The sequence below is a fragment of the Candidatus Acidiferrales bacterium genome (assembly GCA_036514995.1).
In the GTDB taxonomy this organism is placed as follows: Bacteria; Acidobacteriota; Terriglobia; order Acidiferrales; family DATBWB01; genus DATBWB01.
Window position 1 is genome coordinate 1 of sequence record DATBWB010000166.1, and the last position, 15,941, is coordinate 15,941.

At 58.1% G+C, this 15,941-nt stretch carries 16 protein-coding genes; 8 read left to right on the forward strand and 8 right to left on the reverse strand.

The window, feature by feature from the left end:
* Positions 1–454, reverse strand: a 454-nt coding sequence (locus VIH17_11010) for a hypothetical protein (GenBank protein ID HEY4683760.1), incomplete at its 3' end; no start/stop codon positions are given.
* A 134-nt stretch (positions 455–588) separates the two neighbouring features.
* On the opposite strand from VIH17_11010, the gene VIH17_11015 reads away from it, so the two are divergent.
* On the forward strand, positions 589–1,632 hold the full coding sequence (locus VIH17_11015; GenBank protein ID HEY4683761.1) for an NAD-dependent epimerase/dehydratase family protein: 1,044 nt from the start codon (positions 589–591) through the stop codon (positions 1,630–1,632).
* A gap of 247 nt (positions 1,633–1,879) precedes the next feature.
* Here the strand turns inward: VIH17_11015 and VIH17_11020 are convergent, their stop codons facing one another.
* Both VIH17_11020 and VIH17_11025 read right to left on the reverse strand, forming a co-directional pair.
* A complete protein-coding gene (locus VIH17_11020; protein ID HEY4683762.1) occupies positions 1,880–2,197 on the reverse strand; it encodes a hypothetical protein in 318 nt (105 codons plus the stop codon).
* A 652-nt stretch (positions 2,198–2,849) separates the two neighbouring features.
* Positions 2,850–2,984, reverse strand: a complete 135-nt coding sequence (locus tag VIH17_11025) for a hypothetical protein (protein ID HEY4683763.1) — start codon at positions 2,982–2,984, stop codon at positions 2,850–2,852.
* Position 2,985: 1 nt separating this feature from the next.
* Between VIH17_11025 and VIH17_11030 the strand changes: the two genes are divergently transcribed.
* Complete coding sequence (locus VIH17_11030; GenBank protein HEY4683764.1) at positions 2,986–4,125, forward strand: PLP-dependent aspartate aminotransferase family protein; 1,140 nt, start codon at positions 2,986–2,988, stop codon at positions 4,123–4,125.
* Between the two features lie 138 nt (positions 4,126–4,263).
* On the opposite strand, the gene VIH17_11035 is transcribed toward VIH17_11030, so the two are convergent.
* Positions 4,264–4,446, reverse strand: coding sequence for a hypothetical protein (locus VIH17_11035; GenBank protein HEY4683765.1), 183 nt, complete (start codon positions 4,444–4,446; stop codon positions 4,264–4,266).
* 159 nt (positions 4,447–4,605) lie between these two features.
* Here VIH17_11035 and VIH17_11040 point away from each other — a divergent pair, with 159 nt between their 5' ends.
* Positions 4,606–5,637 (forward strand): hypothetical protein, encoded by a 1,032-nt coding sequence (locus tag VIH17_11040; protein ID HEY4683766.1) that lies wholly within the window; start codon positions 4,606–4,608, stop codon positions 5,635–5,637.
* Positions 5,638–5,642: 5 nt separating this feature from the next.
* Positions 5,643–5,987: a septum formation initiator family protein gene (locus tag VIH17_11045; GenBank protein ID HEY4683767.1), complete on the forward strand. Its 345-nt coding sequence runs from the start codon at positions 5,643–5,645 to the stop codon at positions 5,985–5,987.
* Positions 5,988–6,021: 34 nt separating this feature from the next.
* Here VIH17_11045 and VIH17_11050 read toward each other — a convergent pair whose 3' ends face one another.
* Positions 6,022–7,272, reverse strand: a complete 1,251-nt coding sequence (locus tag VIH17_11050) for a heparan-alpha-glucosaminide N-acetyltransferase domain-containing protein (protein HEY4683768.1) — start codon at positions 7,270–7,272, stop codon at positions 6,022–6,024.
* Here VIH17_11050 and VIH17_11055 point away from each other — a divergent pair.
* Positions 7,226–8,203, forward strand: a complete 978-nt coding sequence (locus tag VIH17_11055) for a CPBP family intramembrane glutamic endopeptidase (protein HEY4683769.1) — start codon at positions 7,226–7,228, stop codon at positions 8,201–8,203. The genes VIH17_11050 and VIH17_11055 overlap by 47 nt on opposite strands.
* Before the next feature lie 6 nt (positions 8,204–8,209).
* Here the strand turns inward: VIH17_11055 and VIH17_11060 are convergent, their stop codons facing one another.
* Both VIH17_11060 and VIH17_11065 read right to left on the reverse strand, forming a co-directional pair.
* A complete protein-coding gene (locus tag VIH17_11060; protein ID HEY4683770.1) occupies positions 8,210–8,989 on the reverse strand; it encodes a thiazole synthase in 780 nt (259 codons plus the stop codon).
* A 179-nt stretch (positions 8,990–9,168) separates the two neighbouring features.
* On the reverse strand, positions 9,169–10,971 hold the full coding sequence (locus tag VIH17_11065; GenBank protein HEY4683771.1) for a long-chain fatty acid--CoA ligase: 1,803 nt from the start codon (positions 10,969–10,971) through the stop codon (positions 9,169–9,171).
* Between the two features lie 118 nt (positions 10,972–11,089).
* Between VIH17_11065 and hutU the strand changes: the two genes are divergently transcribed.
* Complete coding sequence (gene hutU / locus VIH17_11070) at positions 11,090–12,778, forward strand: urocanate hydratase (GenBank protein ID HEY4683772.1); 1,689 nt, start codon at positions 11,090–11,092, stop codon at positions 12,776–12,778.
* A gap of 12 nt (positions 12,779–12,790) precedes the next feature.
* Here the strand turns inward: hutU and VIH17_11075 are convergent, their stop codons facing one another.
* Positions 12,791–12,955: an FmdB family zinc ribbon protein gene (locus VIH17_11075; GenBank protein ID HEY4683773.1), complete on the reverse strand. Its 165-nt coding sequence runs from the start codon at positions 12,953–12,955 to the stop codon at positions 12,791–12,793.
* Between the two features lie 69 nt (positions 12,956–13,024).
* Between VIH17_11075 and hutI the strand changes: the two genes are divergently transcribed.
* On the forward strand, positions 13,025–14,284 hold the full coding sequence (gene hutI, locus VIH17_11080) for an imidazolonepropionase (protein ID HEY4683774.1): 1,260 nt from the start codon (positions 13,025–13,027) through the stop codon (positions 14,282–14,284).
* 12 nt (positions 14,285–14,296) lie between these two features.
* On the forward strand, positions 14,297–15,913 hold the full coding sequence (gene ftcD / locus VIH17_11085; protein ID HEY4683775.1) for a glutamate formimidoyltransferase: 1,617 nt from the start codon (positions 14,297–14,299) through the stop codon (positions 15,911–15,913).
* Positions 15,914–15,941: the final 28 nt, after the last annotated feature.

Consider the following 15,941-nt stretch of genomic DNA (forward strand, 5'->3'; position numbering starts at 1 on the left):
TGGCTTTGACGTCGTCAATAATGACTTCAGTTGAGGACCCGAAGGGCCTGCCCTCGTGATAAAGGAAGCCGCTGCTCAAACCATTGAAACTTGTGTAATCAATTCCGTAGATGAGGTCAATTCCGCTCGCGTCAAAAACCAAAAGCACCGGGGCTACGCCCGCCACCCCGGGCGCGCCCAGCAAACTCTTGCCGCTCTGTTCGGGCATGAGGGCGTTCGAGAGAGCAAAGAAGATCGAGGCATTCGGGGGCTGGACCAACAAATCGGCACCAATCCCTTCCACCCTCTTTCCCCACTCGCTGAGAATGCCTGAGGTAAGGCCTATTACGAAGAGAACGAGAAAGACCTGAAGGGCTACGGCAAAGACGCTGAGGAGAGTGCGGATAGGACGGGACCAAATGTTGGCCCAAATGAGCGAGCTGACGGTGGAGCGGAATCGGGCAGGTGTAGCCATGCAAGCAGAATGCTTTGCCGCCGAAAGAGGTAGTCTAGCATTGCCTCCGTAAGCCGTCAAAATGCCTTCCGGATGTCGCTGATGGCCGAGGGTCGCTTGCTAAACCCAAAGGCAGTTCCATATAGTGGCGGGCGATGCCAAGGGACAGCCAGGCCATTTTGGTCACAGGAATTTCGGGCAATCTCGGCCAAAGGCTAGCGCCCTTGTTGGCCGATTATCGCGTGCTAGGCATTGACCTGTTGCCGCCGCGCCGAGGACTGGCCAATCTTTGCTTTGAGTCACTCAATCTCGGGGAGCGAGAGGCTGAGAAAAGGCTGACCCTCCTGCTACAACGATATGAGGTCGAAATTGTTATCCATCTGGCATTTGTGTTTGATCCGGTCAAGACCGGTGTGACGCAGGTGGACAAGATGTGGGCAATCAATGTACAGGGCACGCGGCGGCTGCTGGAGGCCGTTGCCGGGGTGAATCAGCGGAGTTGCCAGGTGAAACTTTTTGTCTTCCCTTCCAGCGTTTCTGCCTACGGTCCCGACCTTCCCGGTCAAGTGACGGAAGATGCGGCCCTGGAAGCCCATAGCCTCCCGTATGCAGTGCACAAAATGGAAGCGGATAGAATCTGCCAGGAATCTCATGGGAGGCTAAACGGTTGCGCCATGTGCATTCTGCGACCCCATATCTATGCCGGCCGGACGATGGACAATTTTATCCTGAGCGCCCTTCAGGGACGGCCCAGCGGCGAAGGATGGCTTGGCCGCTGGATGCGCCGGCGAAAGCTGTCTTTGCCTTTACTTTTGCCGTCGGGGGCAAGTGACAAAGCGCAGTACCAATACGTCCACGTAGATGATATGGCCAGGCTACTGCGATGGTTCTGCGAACATTATCGTCCCGGGGAATTGGAGATTCTCAACGTGGCCGGCGAAGGCCCTCCCGTGACGCTCCGACAGTGCCTTAGGATCGCCCCGGCGCGTCCAGTTTTCCTGCCCTGGAAAAGCGTAGTCCGGTTTATGCTAAATGTACTTTGGAACCTTGGAATTTCCGCTGTCCCACCGGCGAGCCTTCCTTACTTCCTTGGGTCCTACACCATGAATACAGAGCGACTGAGAGAGAGACTGGGAGCGGACTACTCGAAAATTATGCGATTCGCAAGCGAAGCGGCGCTGCGCGATTCTTTTCAATAGGGATAGCTGCGATGCCGCAACGGAAATGATTTTGCGGCCGGGTTTCCACAGGCATGTTGAAAAGTTTGTGGAAAAGGAAATTTTTTTGGGTCTAAGGCTCTTGCTGGCTGGAACTTTCACCAGTTTGCACAATTGTTGAGCAATATTTTGTTTTGGGTTTGGCGGGGATTTTGCGCGGGCGCGTCGTTAAGCCAAGGCGGGGGACTTACCACGGCCCCAGCGCAGGTAGAGGGAGAACGCTGTTCGGCTAGTACCACTTCTTGGGGCGTTGCAAAAGAATCTCGACTGTAACCTCGTCGTTTTCGATTTCATAGACCTTACCGAACGGCTTCCAGCCATCTGCGACCACTTGGATCAAGATTTTTCCCTTCGGAACCTCGCGGACGGCGGCAACCCCCTCATGGTTGGTCTTGACTCCGTACTTATACTTCTTCTTGCCGACAAGGAAGCGGCCCTGCCGGTACTCGACATAGACGCTGGCGTTCTTGACAGGAACAGTTGCTTCGCCGCCGCGAACCTGGATCTTGAGGTCGGTGGTCTCCTTGGCCACAGGCTTGTCAGCCATGGACTGTGCCGAACTGAAAGTGCAAAAGGGAAAGGCGAGGGCCCAAAGCAAGAAGCAAACTCTAAAGACCATCGTGCTCGGGTTCCCGGCGGTGGGCCGAAAAGGCCGGGCGGGAGCCGCTAAGCTTCGGGACGGCGGGATTGGCTGGCCTCCCGCGGTGCGGGACGGGGCAAACAAGCAACTTAGCCCAACCGAGTGGCTGCGGCCACTTTGAATCTCAGGCTCTTTCAGTTTGCGGGTGGTGTCCACGGCGCTTATTGGCATCCGATTCCCCCTGAGAAAGATGCAGTCAGGTCGCACCAGGTTGGTCATCGAGCGATTCCACTCCCGCCAGGGTTTCCATGATAACTCATTCCTTCCTCGTTTCAACTGGTTAGAAGGAGACCCTGAGAAGAACGAGAAGCCGTTTGGGAGCTTGGTTGCCAGCAACCTGAGCCGGGGAACCCAGGAAGTCTTGCCTGGACCCTCAGGATGCCTGTAGAACCTCCTCCGGAGTCATTCGACTTGATCGGAACAGTCCTGTAGGATGGTTCGCCGGGGCCGTGAATGGGGACGCAAGAAAGAGGCGGGAAGTGCTGCCGAATCATAAGCGGTTGCTGGAGAATGCCAGCGGCAGGATCTGCTGGGTTGAACACAAGATGAAGCAAACAACCTAGTTCTGTCCCGATGGCCCGACAACCGGCGAGCGGGAGGAGTCCCGCGGCTCGTCGAGAGAGGCCTTTTTGAGCGCTCTCATAAAGATTCGGTCAATCGTCCGGGTCATCTGGTCGGCGTAAAGGAGAGCCATTATGGGTTTTGCGACGAAAGCGATCCACGTTGGTCAAGAGCCCGACCCCGCCACGGGGGCAATTATTGTTCCGATTTACCAGACTTCGACTTACGTTCAGGAAGCCCTTGGAAAGCACAAGGGATACGAATACGCGCGTACCCAGAATCCAACGCGTTCGGCCCTCGAAAAGAATTTGGCGGCGCTGGAAGGAGGGGTGGGAGGTATCGCGTTTGGCTCCGGGATGGCAGCCATCAACGCAGTGTTTTCACTTCTGAAGGCGGGAGACCACATCATCGTTTCATTTCCGGTGTACGGGGGCGTTTATCGGCTGCTGCGTCAAGTCCTTTGCAGGTTTGGACTTGAAGCCGATTTTGTGGATACATCCTCCATGGAAGCGATCCGCAAGGCGGCACGACCTCAAACGCAAATGCTTTATGTGGAAACGCCGACGAATCCGGTGATGACGCTGACCGACCTTGAGGCATCGAGCGAAATCGCCAAACAAAACGGCTGGATGCTGGTAGTTGACAATACATTTATGAGTCCTTACCTCCAGCGGCCCTTTGAGTTCGGGGCCGAGCTCATCGTGCATTCCACAACAAAGTTTTTAAACGGACACAGTGACAGCGTGGGAGGGGCGGTGATTGCGAACTCGGCCGAACTCGTCGAGCGGCTCCGCTTTTTGCAGAACGCGGCGGGGGCGATCCTCTCGCCCTTCGATGCGTGGCTAGTCCTGCGCGGCGTAAAAACGCTTGCCCTCCGGATGGACCAGCACAACAAGAACGGAATGGCGGTGGCTGACCACCTGATCAAACACCCGAAGGTGAAGAAGGTGAACTACCCCGGTCTGGCCTCCCATCCCCAACATCGACTTGCCAGGAGGCAGATGAAAGGTTTCGGGGCAATGATCTCCTTTGACCTTGGGTCCCTGGAGGCAGCGCGACAGGTTCTCAACCACGTCCGGCTGTGTTCGCTGGCAGAGAGTCTCGGTGGGGTAGAAACGCTCATCAGCCACCCAGCAACCATGACGCATGCCTCGATGCCGGCAGAAGATCGCCAGCGGATCGGTATAACGGACGGGCTGGTTCGGATCTCGGTAGGAATTGAGGACGTTGAGGATATCATTGCCGACCTGGACCAAGCTCTAAAGTATGTTTAGGGACTGGCCTCAAGCGAGCTGCCACAGGTCACGTAAACGACACCTTTATCCGTCATGAGTCCTCCCCAAGATTGCCAGCCCTTTCGCGCCCGCATAGAATAGCGCGAGATGTCGGCTTCGGCGATCCACTTCGGTACCTCAGGCTGGCGCGGAATCATCGCCGATGACTTTACGTTTTCGCAGGTTCGCCGGGCCGTGGCCGCCATCGCAAAATTCCTGAAAATAGAGAAAAGCGAGTCCCGTGGCGTTGTGGTCGGCCATGACACGCGCTTTTTCTCGGAGGAGTTTGCGAGAGAGGCCGGGAGGGTCCTGCAAAGCCATTCAATTCCCTCCTATCGCTGCGCCTCGGCTGCGCCGACGCCAGCGATTGCTTTTGAGATTGTTCGACGGGCAGCCGCGGGAGGGATAAATTTCACGGCAAGCCACAATCCTGCCGCTTACAACGGATTAAAATTTTCAGGCGCCAATGGGGCCCCGGCGTTGCCAGAGGTAACGCGGGAGATTGAGAAAATCGCAGCAGCGATCACGGAAGAGGATTCTTATGGGCGGGGCGCGGCCATTTCAGAAAGCATGGAGGTGCGAGACGGCTACCTGGACGACCTGGCGACGAAAATCGATTTACGTGCCATTGCTGCGGCCAATTTACACTTTGTTTTCGATCCACTTTTTGGATGCGGCTCGGGCTATCTTGATCATTTGCTGAAACAACACGGAGTCAAGGTGGAGACTGTCCATGCCCAGCGGGACACCCTGTTTGGGGGGCATACGCCGGATCCCTCTGAGGAACGCCTGGCGGAGACGGGAGCGAGAGTGGCGGCGAGCGGCGCTGCACTCGGGCTGGCAACCGACGGTGATGCGGACAGATTTGGTATTCTCGACCGTGACGGACATTTCGTCTCACCCAATCACCTGATCGGGTTGCTGGCTGATTATCTCCACGAGACACGCGGCTGGCGGGAGGGATTGGCGCGGAGCGTCGCTACGACCCATCTGGTGGACGCGGTGGGGCAGCACCACGGATTGCCCGTCTATGAAACCGCGGTGGGGTTCAAGTACATGGGGGAACTCCTGATGTCCGGAAAGATCTTTCTTGGCGGAGAGGAGAGCGCAGGGCTGACGATTCGCGGGCACGTGCCAGAAAAGGACGGAATCCTGGCATGCTTGCTGGCGGCTGAGATGGTTGCCAAAAGAGGCGCGTCGCTCGGCGAGCAACTCGATTCCCTTTTCCGCAAGGTGGGATCGTACTATCCGCGAAGAATCAACTTGCCGCTAACTGCGAAGATTCAGGATAGGCTCAAGGAGGACTTGAAGCGCGATTTTGCCACCTTGGGGGGAAGAAAGGTTGCCAGAGCGGACCGAACCGACGGCCTCAAACTCCTTTTTGAAGACGACACCTGGATTCTGCTGCGTGTATCAGGGACGGAGCCGGTGTGCCGAATCTATTGCGAGGGTCACAGTCAAGCTGAGAGCGATGCCCTGACGGAGATCGCAAAAACATTTGTCACCGGATAGACAAGATGGCCGAGCGAAAAAAGGTTCCGCAGTGGGTTGTTTGGCTGCTGGCGCTGTCACTGCTGGCCCTAGTAGCGCACGATCTGTTTGGCGAACATGGCTACCTCGCCATGCGGCGCAGTCGCCAAGAGTTAGAGGAACGCCGGCAAGAACTGCAAACGCTGATCGAGCAGAACAAGAAGCTGGCGGAAGAGGTGAAAGCCCTGAAAAGCGATCCGAGGATGATCGAGAAAGTAGCTCGAGAGCAACTGAAACTCGCGCGCCCGGGCGAAGTCATCTACACCCTGCCAGAATCGCCGAAGCCTGGCGTCGCACCGGAAACCCAGGGGCCGAAGAAAAGGAGTCCGTAAGGGCGGAGGGTGCGAACGCCTACTGGCCCCGATGCTATCGGGGCTGGCCTGCCGCCGTCTCTCGCACAAAACGACTTCGAAACCAACCGAGGACTTCCGCGCCGCGACCCTTTAACCGCGTACGACCCAGCGACAGAGCCAACATCGCCAGGAAGACGACACCAAGACCGAGGGTAGCAAGGAGGAGGGAGCTGCCGCGCTTAGGAAGGATAGAGAAGCGGCCGTAAACAAACTCGATGTGGACCCAATAGACGAGCAGCGAGGTGTTCCCAAGCTGGATGATGGGGCTGAAACCTCGCCCGCCAAGCCAGCGCCACCAGAGATAGCTGGCAAGCAGGATGCAGAGCATCACGGCAACTCGGAGGGCAAAAAAGTTGGGGCTGGTGTGCCAGAAATCATAGGTGGAGTAGAGTTGAAAGTTCATGTGATCCAACGCATAAGCGAAAAACCCGAGGAGGATACCCATTCCGGCGAGGCGCGCGACCACGGTGAAAGGCTGCTCTCTCCCCATGGGGGAAAAGATCTGATAGCCGACGGCAAGACCGACGAAGGCAAATGCCACCCAGGGAAAAATGGGAAAGAGCCAGGGACGAGCGAGGCCGTTCACGTAGCTTTCAACAGGCCAAGGGAGCCAGGAGGGGCGAAAAGTGGTCCAAAGCGGCGGCGTGAGCATGGCAACTGCCAGGGCAACTCCCATAGCCGCCACGGCTGCAGGGCGGCGATTCGTGATCACGCGATGGAGAAGGCCGAGTAGCATGAGGGATATCCCGATGATATTGAGGATGTCAACCCGGAAAAGATCCGTCCAGGGCGCTGCCGGGAGGCCAAGCAAATACTCCTGGAGGCGAAAGCCCCAACCCAGTAAATAGATCTGAAAACCACGTTTGAGGCTGGCGCGAGCAATCGAGCCCGGGTCCATTCCCTTCTGCCGCAACCGCTCGGTGACAAGCGCCTGGGAAACACCTGTCAGAAAGAGGAATAGAGGGGCGGGCAAGGTTCCAAGCAGTTGCGAGAAGCGGTAGAAAGTGGATTGGCGAAGATTCTCAGCCAGCCAGGAATCGTAGCAATGAGTTTGAAACATGAGGAGACAAGCCAAGCCACGCATCCAGTCAATATAAGCAACGCGGCTCAGAGGTTTTGGGCGGGCAACCGGATTCACGGTGTTGCCAAAAATTTGCTCAAGCGGTAGGGTATCCCGAACGTCGAGCGAAAGGATAACACCACTTCTGGCAATCACAATGGCCGAGGAAAGAATTCTTCCCGCGTGGCCCATATTTGTGGTCATCGGGGTGGCGGTAGCGGCAGTGGCCACGCTGGGACTGGAGCGAGGCTACACCGGCGCGCCGGCGGCAGTGACACTGGTTTTCCTGGCGGCCCTCTCCGCCGGTTACCTGCTACCAGCGACTCGCGGCTTTGGAGGAATCGGCGGTCCGGGCTTTTCGGCGGCTTTTGCATTCTCGTGGGCCGGAGCGATTTTTGTACTCTACTTGAGCTATGCAGCCGTCACTCGAACGTTTGGGCTGTGGCCCACGGCCAAAGTTGCCCTGTATGTGGCACTTCCCTGCGCGCTCCTGTGGCGACGCCCGAGCACGAGGCCGGGATGGCAGGAATATCTGGCTGTGTTGAGCTTGTGGCTCCCGCTGCAATTCAAGTGGATGAGCGATGCGTGGGCCTGGCCCACCTGGCGCCTGGCGCAGCCACTTGGGCAAATTTTTGCCGCGAATGTAGGGATCATTTGTTTTTTGGTTCTGCGGCGACTCGAGGGGGTGGGATACCGGTTCCATTGGCCGAAGGGCAGCAGCCACCGGGTGGCCTGGAACCTCGTTGTCCTTATGGCGCTGCTGGTACCACTTGGCACGGCATTACACTTTGTTCGCTTTGGGACGAGCGCGAAGGAATTGATTGCCATGCCGCTCGTTCTTCTGGGGCTGTTTGTCTTCACAGCGTGGACGGAAGAATTCTTGTTCCGCGGAATCATTCAAAATGTTCTGCGGCGCTCACTAGGAAGCGATTGGGGAGCGCTCGCCATAGCCTCGGTGTGCTTCGGCCTCGCCCATCTGAATAGCGGTCACCGGTGGAATTGGCAGTTTGCGTTGATGGCGGGCGTTGCCGGTGTCTTCTACGGTTGGACCTGGATGGCAACGAAGAGCCTTGCGCCGGCAGCGGCGTTACACGCCGCGGTGGATGTTATCTGGAAGACGTTTCTTCAAGGGTAGCCATCCTTAACGGACAACGCCTTCGAGTGGAGTAGAGGCAGTGGCGTAGAGTTTTCTGGGAATGCGACCCGCCAAATAAGCCTGGCGGCCGGCCATCACGGCGTACTTCATGGCCTCGGCCATGAGGACTGCGTCCTGTGCCCCGGCGATGCCGGTGTTCATCAACACGCCATCGGCACCGAGTTCCATGGCGATGGTTGCGTCAGAGGCCGTACCGACGCCGGCATCGACGATGAGAGGCACCGAAGTGATCATTTGCCGGAGGATGCGGAAATTGCTGACGTTTTGAATGCCCATGCCTGACCCAATGGGCGCGCCAAGCGGCATTACTGCAGCAGCGCCCGCATCCACCAGTTTGCGAGCGGCAATGAGATCGTCATTCGTATAGGGCAGGACGATGAAACCATCGCGGACGAGCACCCTGGTGGCCTCAACGAGCTGCTCGTTATCGGGGAAGAGCGTCTTTTCATCGCCAATGACTTCCAGCTTGATCCAGTTGGAAAGACCGACCTCACGAGCCAAACGAGCGGCGCGGATTGCCTCGTCGGCGCTGTAGCAGCCAGCGGTGTTCGGGAGAACGAAATACTTCTTGGGATCCACGTAGTCGAGCAAAGATTCCTTGGTACGGTCGGTGAGGTTCACCCGCCGAACGGCCACGGTGACAATTTGGGAGCCAGATGCCTCCAAAGCCCTGGCCATTTCCGGGAGGCTGCGATATTTGCCTGTTCCGACAATCAGCCGGGACTGGAAACTCCGTCCGGCAATTACGAGAGAATCATCCTGCATGTGAATTCTTACTCCCGCTCAAATTCTAGCGGGGCGATTCCCAAAAGGCAAACGTGCGCCCGAAGACGCCAGCCGCCGGGCACTCGAAAGCCAAAACCCCGCCTCTGAAGAGGCGGGCTACAAAACGTCCCCCATGGCGTCAGTTGGCGGGACCAAAAACTCGGGTTATGCAACAGCCTCTAGGCAGAAGGATAAAGGGCTTCGGCCTCGGCGTACATCTGGTCAATCAGGGCCGCAAAACGTTGTTCCACGACGCGGCGGCGGATCTTCATGGTATAGGTCAATTCCCCGCTCTCGTAAGTCAATTCCTGGTCAAGCAGGCGGAATTGCTTGATCTTTTCATGCTGTGAAAGGTCCTGGCTCAAAGCCTCAATTTGCTCCTCGTAGAGGCGATGGACGGCAGGGTGGCGGAGAAGCGCTGCCCGATCAGAGGAATCCAAGGAGTTTTGCCGGGCGAACTCTTCCAGACTCCGGAAATCAGGGACGATGAGCGCCGCAACAAATTTTCTCCGATCGCCGAGAATCACTGCATCCTGGATATAGGGGTTAGTCTTCAACTTGTTTTCGATGAGCTGGGGCGCGACGTATTTGCCGCCAGCGGTCTTGATGAGATCCTTTTTGCGGTCGGTGATGACGAGATAACCGTCGGGATCCAGATAGCCCAGATCGCCGGTGCGCAGCCAATCATCGTGCATCGTGGCCCGGGTTGCCTCAGGATCGCGATAGTAGCCAAGCATGGTGTTCGGCCCACGGGAAAGGATTTCGCCGTCCTCGGCTATTTTCACCTCAACGCCGGGAATGATTTTGCCAACTGTCCCGATGCGATTCTGGCCGGGAAAGTTGTTCGAGATAACGGGCGAGGCTTCGGTGAGGCCATAGCCCTGGTAGATTTCGATGCCGACGGAAAGGAAGAACTCAATGAGCGCAGCAGCCAGGGGCGCGCCTCCGGAGATGAAAAAGCGCATACGCCCACCCAGCCCTTTCCGGAGCCGGGAGAAGACAAGCAGGTCAGCAATGTCCCACGCGGCCTGAAGCCAGGGCGGCAGGGGCTTTGTTGCGACGCGGTACGGCAAGCTCCGCCGGGCGATTTCCATGCTCCAACGAAACCGTTTCCGGGCGTGCCAGGGAGCGGTCCGGACAGCATCCATGACGCGGGCGTAGAATTTCTCGAAAAATCGGGGCACAGCGGCAGCCACTGTCGGCCGAACCTCGAGGAGGTACTGGGGCACGAGTTCAAACTTTTCGGCATAGGCGATGCTGACGCCTCGATGGAAATAACAGTAGTCCACGATGCGACCGTAGATGTGGCAGAGAGGCAAGAAGGAGAGCCCGATATCATGTTCGCCAAACGGGAAGCCGTTCATCGAACAAAGAGCGTTGGAACTCACATTCGAGTGACTCAACATCACGCCCTTGGGGACGCCGGTGGTACCCGAAGTGTAAATGATGGTCGCCAGGGAGTCCGGCGAAACGGCGCTGGCCCGCTCGCAGAAATCGGAAACTTCCGATGGGTTCGCGATGGCATGCAGGGCAGCCTCCCCGAGCAAGCGATTCGTTTGAGGGAGATTGCGGTCAACCGCGACGATCGCCTCAACTGATTCCAGGCCATCTGCCGCCCGCAAAAGATTCTGGAGTTCTGCTTCGCCCGCAACCAGCGCGACCCGGCTGCCGGAATGTTCCAGCATGTAACGGATGCGCTCCGGGGACTCCTTGTAGTAGAGAGGCACATGGACGGCCCCGAGGCCGAGGATGGCCAGGTCCACAATGTGCCATTCAGGCCGATTGGCACTCAGAAATGCAACCCGGTCTCCCGGGTGAATGCCGAGGCTCCGCAGCCGGTCGGCACAGGCTGCGACACGATTGAGCATTTCGTCCGCGGAAATGGGGATCCACTGAGTCTCGCCCCGGTAGAGGAGCGTATCGGGCTTGTGATGGCGGGCAAGCGCGTCAAGAAAAAGCTGGCATAGGCTCGGATAGCTCATGCTAATTGGGGCCAGACAACCAGTGAATCTATCGTAAGCCGGGAGGTTTGTAAACGACAGCAAAGGCGCTGACAGAGCAAGCTGGCTGAGTTAAGATGAGGGAAGAGAGGATAAGGCCATGGCTGAAGTAACCACCAACATCTCTCCCCCAGGTTACCGGCGCGTGCGTGCGCCGCGAGGAACGAAGATCAGTTGCCTCGGCTGGCAGCAAGAGGCTGCGCTCCGGATGTTGATGAATAACCTAGACGAAGAGGTCGCCGAGCGACCGCAGGACTTGATTATCTACGGCGGGACCGGCAAGGCGGCGCGGAACTGGGAATGTTACCAGGCAATCGTTCATTCGCTTCTGAAATTGGAATCTGACGAAACTCTCCTGGTGCAGTCCGGGAAACCGGTGGGCGTCTTTCGCACTCATGAGTATGCACCGCGCGTGTTGATTGCCAATGCCAATCTGGTCGGCCACTGGTCGAACTGGGATGTTTTTCACGAACTCGAGCGGGCCGGTCTGATGATGTACGGCCAGATGACCGCGGGAAGTTGGATCTATATCGGGACTCAAGGCATTCTGCAGGGCACCTACGAAACATTTGCGGCGGCTGCCCGGAAGCACTTCGGCGCTGATCTGAGGGGAAAACTTTTGGTAAGCGGTGGAATGGGAGGGATGGGTGGCGCGCAGCCGCTGGCGGCGACGATGAACGGGGCGGCATTTCTCGGGGTTGAGGTGGATGCGGAGAGGATCAAGCGGCGACTCAAATCCGGTTACTGCGACATCATGGTCAACGAGCTCGATGAAGCGCTCCGTATTTTGAAGAACGCAATCCGCAAGAAAGAGGCGGTATCGGTCGGCCTGGTAGGCAATTGCGCTGATGTCATACCGGAGCTGGCGCGTCGGGGCGTTGTCCCCGACATGCTTACCGATCAGACCAGCGCGCACGATCCGCTCGACGGATACATTCCGAGTGGCTATAGCGTGGAGCAGGCCGCCGAAGTCCGGCGGCGCAATCCCGAAGAATACAAGAGGCTGGCACTTGACTCGATTGCCCGCCATGTGCGCGGCATGCTCGATTTACAAAAGATGGGCGCAGTCACTTTCGACTATGGCAACAACATTCGCACCATGGCGTATGACCACGGAGTCAAAGACGCCTACGATTTTCCGGGATTCGTGGAAGCCTACATCCGACCGCTATTCTGCGAGGGGCGAGGACCGTTCCGTTGGGTGGCGCTTTCCGGCGAGCCGAGCGACATCCATCGAACCGACCAGCTCGTGTTGGAGCTGTTCCCGAAGGACGAGATACTGAAGCGCTGGGTTCAACTGGCCGAGAAGCGAGTCAAGTTCCAGGGATTGCCGGCGCGGATTTGTTGGCTAGGCTACGGGGAGCGCGCGGAGTTTGGGTTGAGGATCAACGAGTTGGTATCGAAAGGCGAGCTCAAAGCGCCCATTGTGATCGGGCGCGACCATCTGGATTGCGGCTCGGTGGCATCCCCCTTCCGAGAAACGGAGAAGATGGCGGACGGCAGCGACGCGGTAGCGGACTGGCCTTTGCTGAACGCGTTGCTGAATACGGCGTCGGGGGCGAGCTGGGTTTCTGTCCATAATGGCGGCGGGGTGGGCATCGGGTACTCACAGCACGCGGGGCAGGTTACGGTGGCCGACGGAACGGCTGAGATGGCCAAACGGATTGAGCGCGTGCTGACGAACGACCCCGGCATCGGGGTGGCACGTCACGCCGATGCCGGCTACCCGGAAGCAAGATCGTTTGCAAAGAAGATGGGCTTGAAGATTCCGATGGCCGGCGGCGAGTAGTGTGGAGGGGACTTAGCTTTTCTTGGAGGTCACAGCGAAGAAGGCCGCCGGCTTTTGCTCCAGCTTTGGGCTCTTGCACTTGGGGCACTTAACTTTGCCCTGTTCGTATTCGCGCAAGGTGATAATGAGCGAAAAGTCCTTTTTGCATTTCAGGCAAGTGTATTCGTAGGATGGCATGAGCGAACCTCCTGGCGTAAGCCCGAGAAGAATTCTAATCCAGCGCTTCGATGGCGTCAATCCTTCCCGATGAGCCACTTCCTCCTGGTCCGGAACGCCAACCAGTTGCTAAGCCTGCGAGGTGAGGGGCTTCGGCGGGGCCAGGCGATGTCCGACCTAGGAATGATTCGCGGTGGGGCAGTGCTGATCAGAAACGAGAAGATCGTGGCGGTGGGGCCAGCGACCCGAATCGAAAGATTGCCGGAGGCTCGACGAGCACAGGAGATTGATGCGAAGCAGGGCGTGGTATTGCCCGGCTTTGTGGATAGCCATACGCACCTGGTCTTCCCGGCCAGCCGGACAAATGAGTACGAAATGAGGATTCACGGCGCGTCTTATGAAGAAATCGCACGGGCAGGAGGAGGAATCCTGGCGAGCGCGCGGAAACTGCGGCGGTTACCCGCGGCAAGGTTGGCGGAAAGGGCGCGCCGGTGGTTGCGAGAATTCGCCGCACATGGAACGACAACGGTAGAGGTGAAGAGCGGCTACGGGCTGGACCTCAAGAGTGAGATCAAGATGCTAGAGGTTGTGCGGCAGCTAAACGAGGAAGGGCCGCTTGAGCTGGTGGCGACCTTCCTGGGTGCCCACGCGGTACCGGCAGAATACCGGCGCAAGCCGGAACGTTACGTGGAAATGGTCATTCAGCAAATGATTCCGGCGGTCGCGGCAAGAAGCTTGGCCGAGTTTTGCGACGTGTTTTGTGACCGAGGAGGTTTTACGCTCAAACAAGCACGAGCCATTCTGAAGGCAGGCCGGGTGTGCGGACTCGAACCCCGGCTCCATGCAGAGCAACTGACGAGGACCGGGGCCTGCCAGCTAGGGGTTGAACTGCGCGCCGCCAGCGTGGACCATCTGGAAAAGATTGGGAGAAGGGATACGCGGAACCTGGGAAAGTCGGATACCGTTGCCACCCTGCTACCCGGAGCCACCTTTCATCTGGGACGGTCGGACTATGCGCCGGGGCGAGAATTGATTGATGGCGGCGCGGCTGTCGCTCTGGCAAGCGACTTCAATCCAGGGACAAGCCCGACGTACAACATGGGAATGATTCTTTCGCTGGCATGTACACAGATGGGCATGACCCCCGGCGAAGCGATTGTTGCGGCCACGGTCAATGCGGCATACTCTTTGCGCCGGGCAGACCGGGTGGGTTCGCTCGAGCCGGGCAAGCAAGCTGATGTGGCTATTATGAAGGTTCCGGACTATCGGGAGATGGCGTACTATTTCGGCGCGAACCACTGCGCGATGACGATCAAGCGTGGAAGAATAATCTACCGCTGCGCCTCTTGATAAGGAGCCAAGGTGTCTCGACTGGTGGAATGCGTACCTAACTTCAGCGAAGGGCGAGATGCCCGGCGAGTGGATGCCATCCTGGAGGCGATCCGGTCGGCCGGGGTCACGGTGCTCGACCGGGAAATGGACGCCGACCACAACCGTTCGGTGTTGACGTTTGTGGGCGAACCGGATGCCGTGATCGAGGGAGCGCTGGCCGGGGTCGGCAAGGCAGCCGAGTTAATCGACCTCACGAAACACTCGGGAGCACACCCGCGAGTGGGGGCTACGGACGTGGTGCCGTTTATCCCGATTTGTGAGATGACGATTGATGATTGCGTAGCGATTGCCCGGCGGGTGGGCGAGGCCATCTGGGAACGGTTTCGCATCCCGGTTTACTTTTATGAGGCGGCAGCACAAAGGCCGGAGCGAGTGAACCTGGAAAACATTCGACGCGGACAGTTCGAGGGATTGCGCGAAGAAGTAGCGGTGAATCCCGAGCGCGCCCCGGACGTAGGGGAGCGGAAATTACACGCCACAGCAGGGGCTACGGTGGTGGGCGCGCGCAAGTTTCTGATCGCATACAATGTGAACCTTAATACTCCCGACGTGGAGATAGCGAAAAAAATCGCGAGGACAGTGCGCTTTTCATCGGGCGGCTTGCGCTACGTCAAGGGCATGGGAGTCAAACTGAAGGAGCGAAATCTGGCCCAAGTTTCCATGAACCTGACCGACTTCGAGCAGACGCCGATGCACGTTGCTTTTGAGGCAGTCAAGCGCGAGGCGGCCCGATACGGGGTGAACATCGTCGGCAGCGAAATCGTCGGACTGCTGCCGAAGCGAGCGATCGAAATGTCGGCCGACTACTTTTTGCAACTGGAAAACTTCCATCCCGGCCAAATTTTGGAAAACCGAATGGCGGATGCGCTTGCGGGGAAGCCGCTCGAGTCCGGCCCGGGAAAGTTTGCGACTGCTTGCCGGCCTTTCCTTCGAGCGGTGTCGGAAGCAACCGCGACGCCCGGCGGGGGCTCGGTGAGCGCGCTCGCAGGAGCGCTGGCGGCAGCGCTGGGCCAGATGGTAGCGGGGTTGTCGCGCAGGAAGAAGGCATTTGCCGCGAAGGGACCGCAGCTAGGGGAATCGGTGATGCGCCTTGAGAAGCTGGCGGAGAGATTGACGGATGCGATCGATCGGGACGCCCAAAGTTATGAGCTGGTCGTGAAAGCAAATCGCTTGCCGAAGGAAACGCCAGCCGAGAGGTTGTCGAGGGAGGAAAGGATTGAGCAAGCCCTAAAAGCAGCTATTTCTGTGCCTCTGGAGGTGGCCGAGGCGAGCGCCGAAGTGGCGAAAATCCTGGCTGAGCTACCGGCCTTGACGAGCCCGGCAATGGTCTCCGACCTGAAAGTAGGTAGCTTGATGGCCGTGGGAGCGATCCGCGGAGCAATCGAGAATGTCCGCATCAACCTGGCGGAATTGAAGGATGCGGCCTTCCTGGCCGAGGTGCGATCCAAGGTTCAACGTCTGGAGGCGAACTTGGAAGCACCTGCGGAAAACGAGCGAATAGAGAAGACAGCGCACTTGAGGAACGCAGGGCCAGAAGTAACCAGTCGCAAAACCTTTCCTGGGCAGTCGGCATCGAAGAAGATATAATGGAAGGACTACAGAGGGGGAAAGTTGC

Bases quoted from the DNA above. Each gene is read 5' to 3' on its own strand.
- VIH17_11015 (HEY4683761.1), top strand. From the start codon at position 589: ATGCCAAGGGACAGCCAGGCCATTTTGGTCACAGGAATTTCGGGCAAT.
- VIH17_11055 (HEY4683769.1), top strand. From the start codon at position 7,226: ATGGCCGAGGAAAGAATTCTTCCCGCGTGGCCCATATTTGTGGTCATC.
- VIH17_11035 (HEY4683765.1), bottom strand. From the start codon at position 4,446: ATGGCTTTGCAGGACCCTCCCGGCCTCTCTCGCAAACTCCTCCGAGAA.
- hutU (HEY4683772.1), top strand. From the start codon at position 11,090: ATGGCTGAAGTAACCACCAACATCTCTCCCCCAGGTTACCGGCGCGTG.
- VIH17_11060 (HEY4683770.1), bottom strand. From the start codon at position 8,989: ATGCAGGATGATTCTCTCGTAATTGCCGGACGGAGTTTCCAGTCCCGG.
- VIH17_11020 (HEY4683762.1), bottom strand. From the start codon at position 2,197: ATGGCTGACAAGCCTGTGGCCAAGGAGACCACCGACCTCAAGATCCAG.
- VIH17_11065 (HEY4683771.1), bottom strand. From the start codon at position 10,971: ATGAGCTATCCGAGCCTATGCCAGCTTTTTCTTGACGCGCTTGCCCGC.
- VIH17_11045 (HEY4683767.1), top strand. From the start codon at position 5,643: ATGGCCGAGCGAAAAAAGGTTCCGCAGTGGGTTGTTTGGCTGCTGGCG.
- VIH17_11075 (HEY4683773.1), bottom strand. From the start codon at position 12,955: ATGCCATCCTACGAATACACTTGCCTGAAATGCAAAAAGGACTTTTCG.
- VIH17_11030 (HEY4683764.1), top strand. From the start codon at position 2,986: ATGGGTTTTGCGACGAAAGCGATCCACGTTGGTCAAGAGCCCGACCCC.
- VIH17_11050 (HEY4683768.1), bottom strand. From the start codon at position 7,272: ATGACCACAAATATGGGCCACGCGGGAAGAATTCTTTCCTCGGCCATT.
- hutI (HEY4683774.1), top strand. From the start codon at position 13,025: ATGAGCCACTTCCTCCTGGTCCGGAACGCCAACCAGTTGCTAAGCCTG.
- VIH17_11025 (HEY4683763.1), bottom strand. From the start codon at position 2,984: ATGGCTCTCCTTTACGCCGACCAGATGACCCGGACGATTGACCGAATC.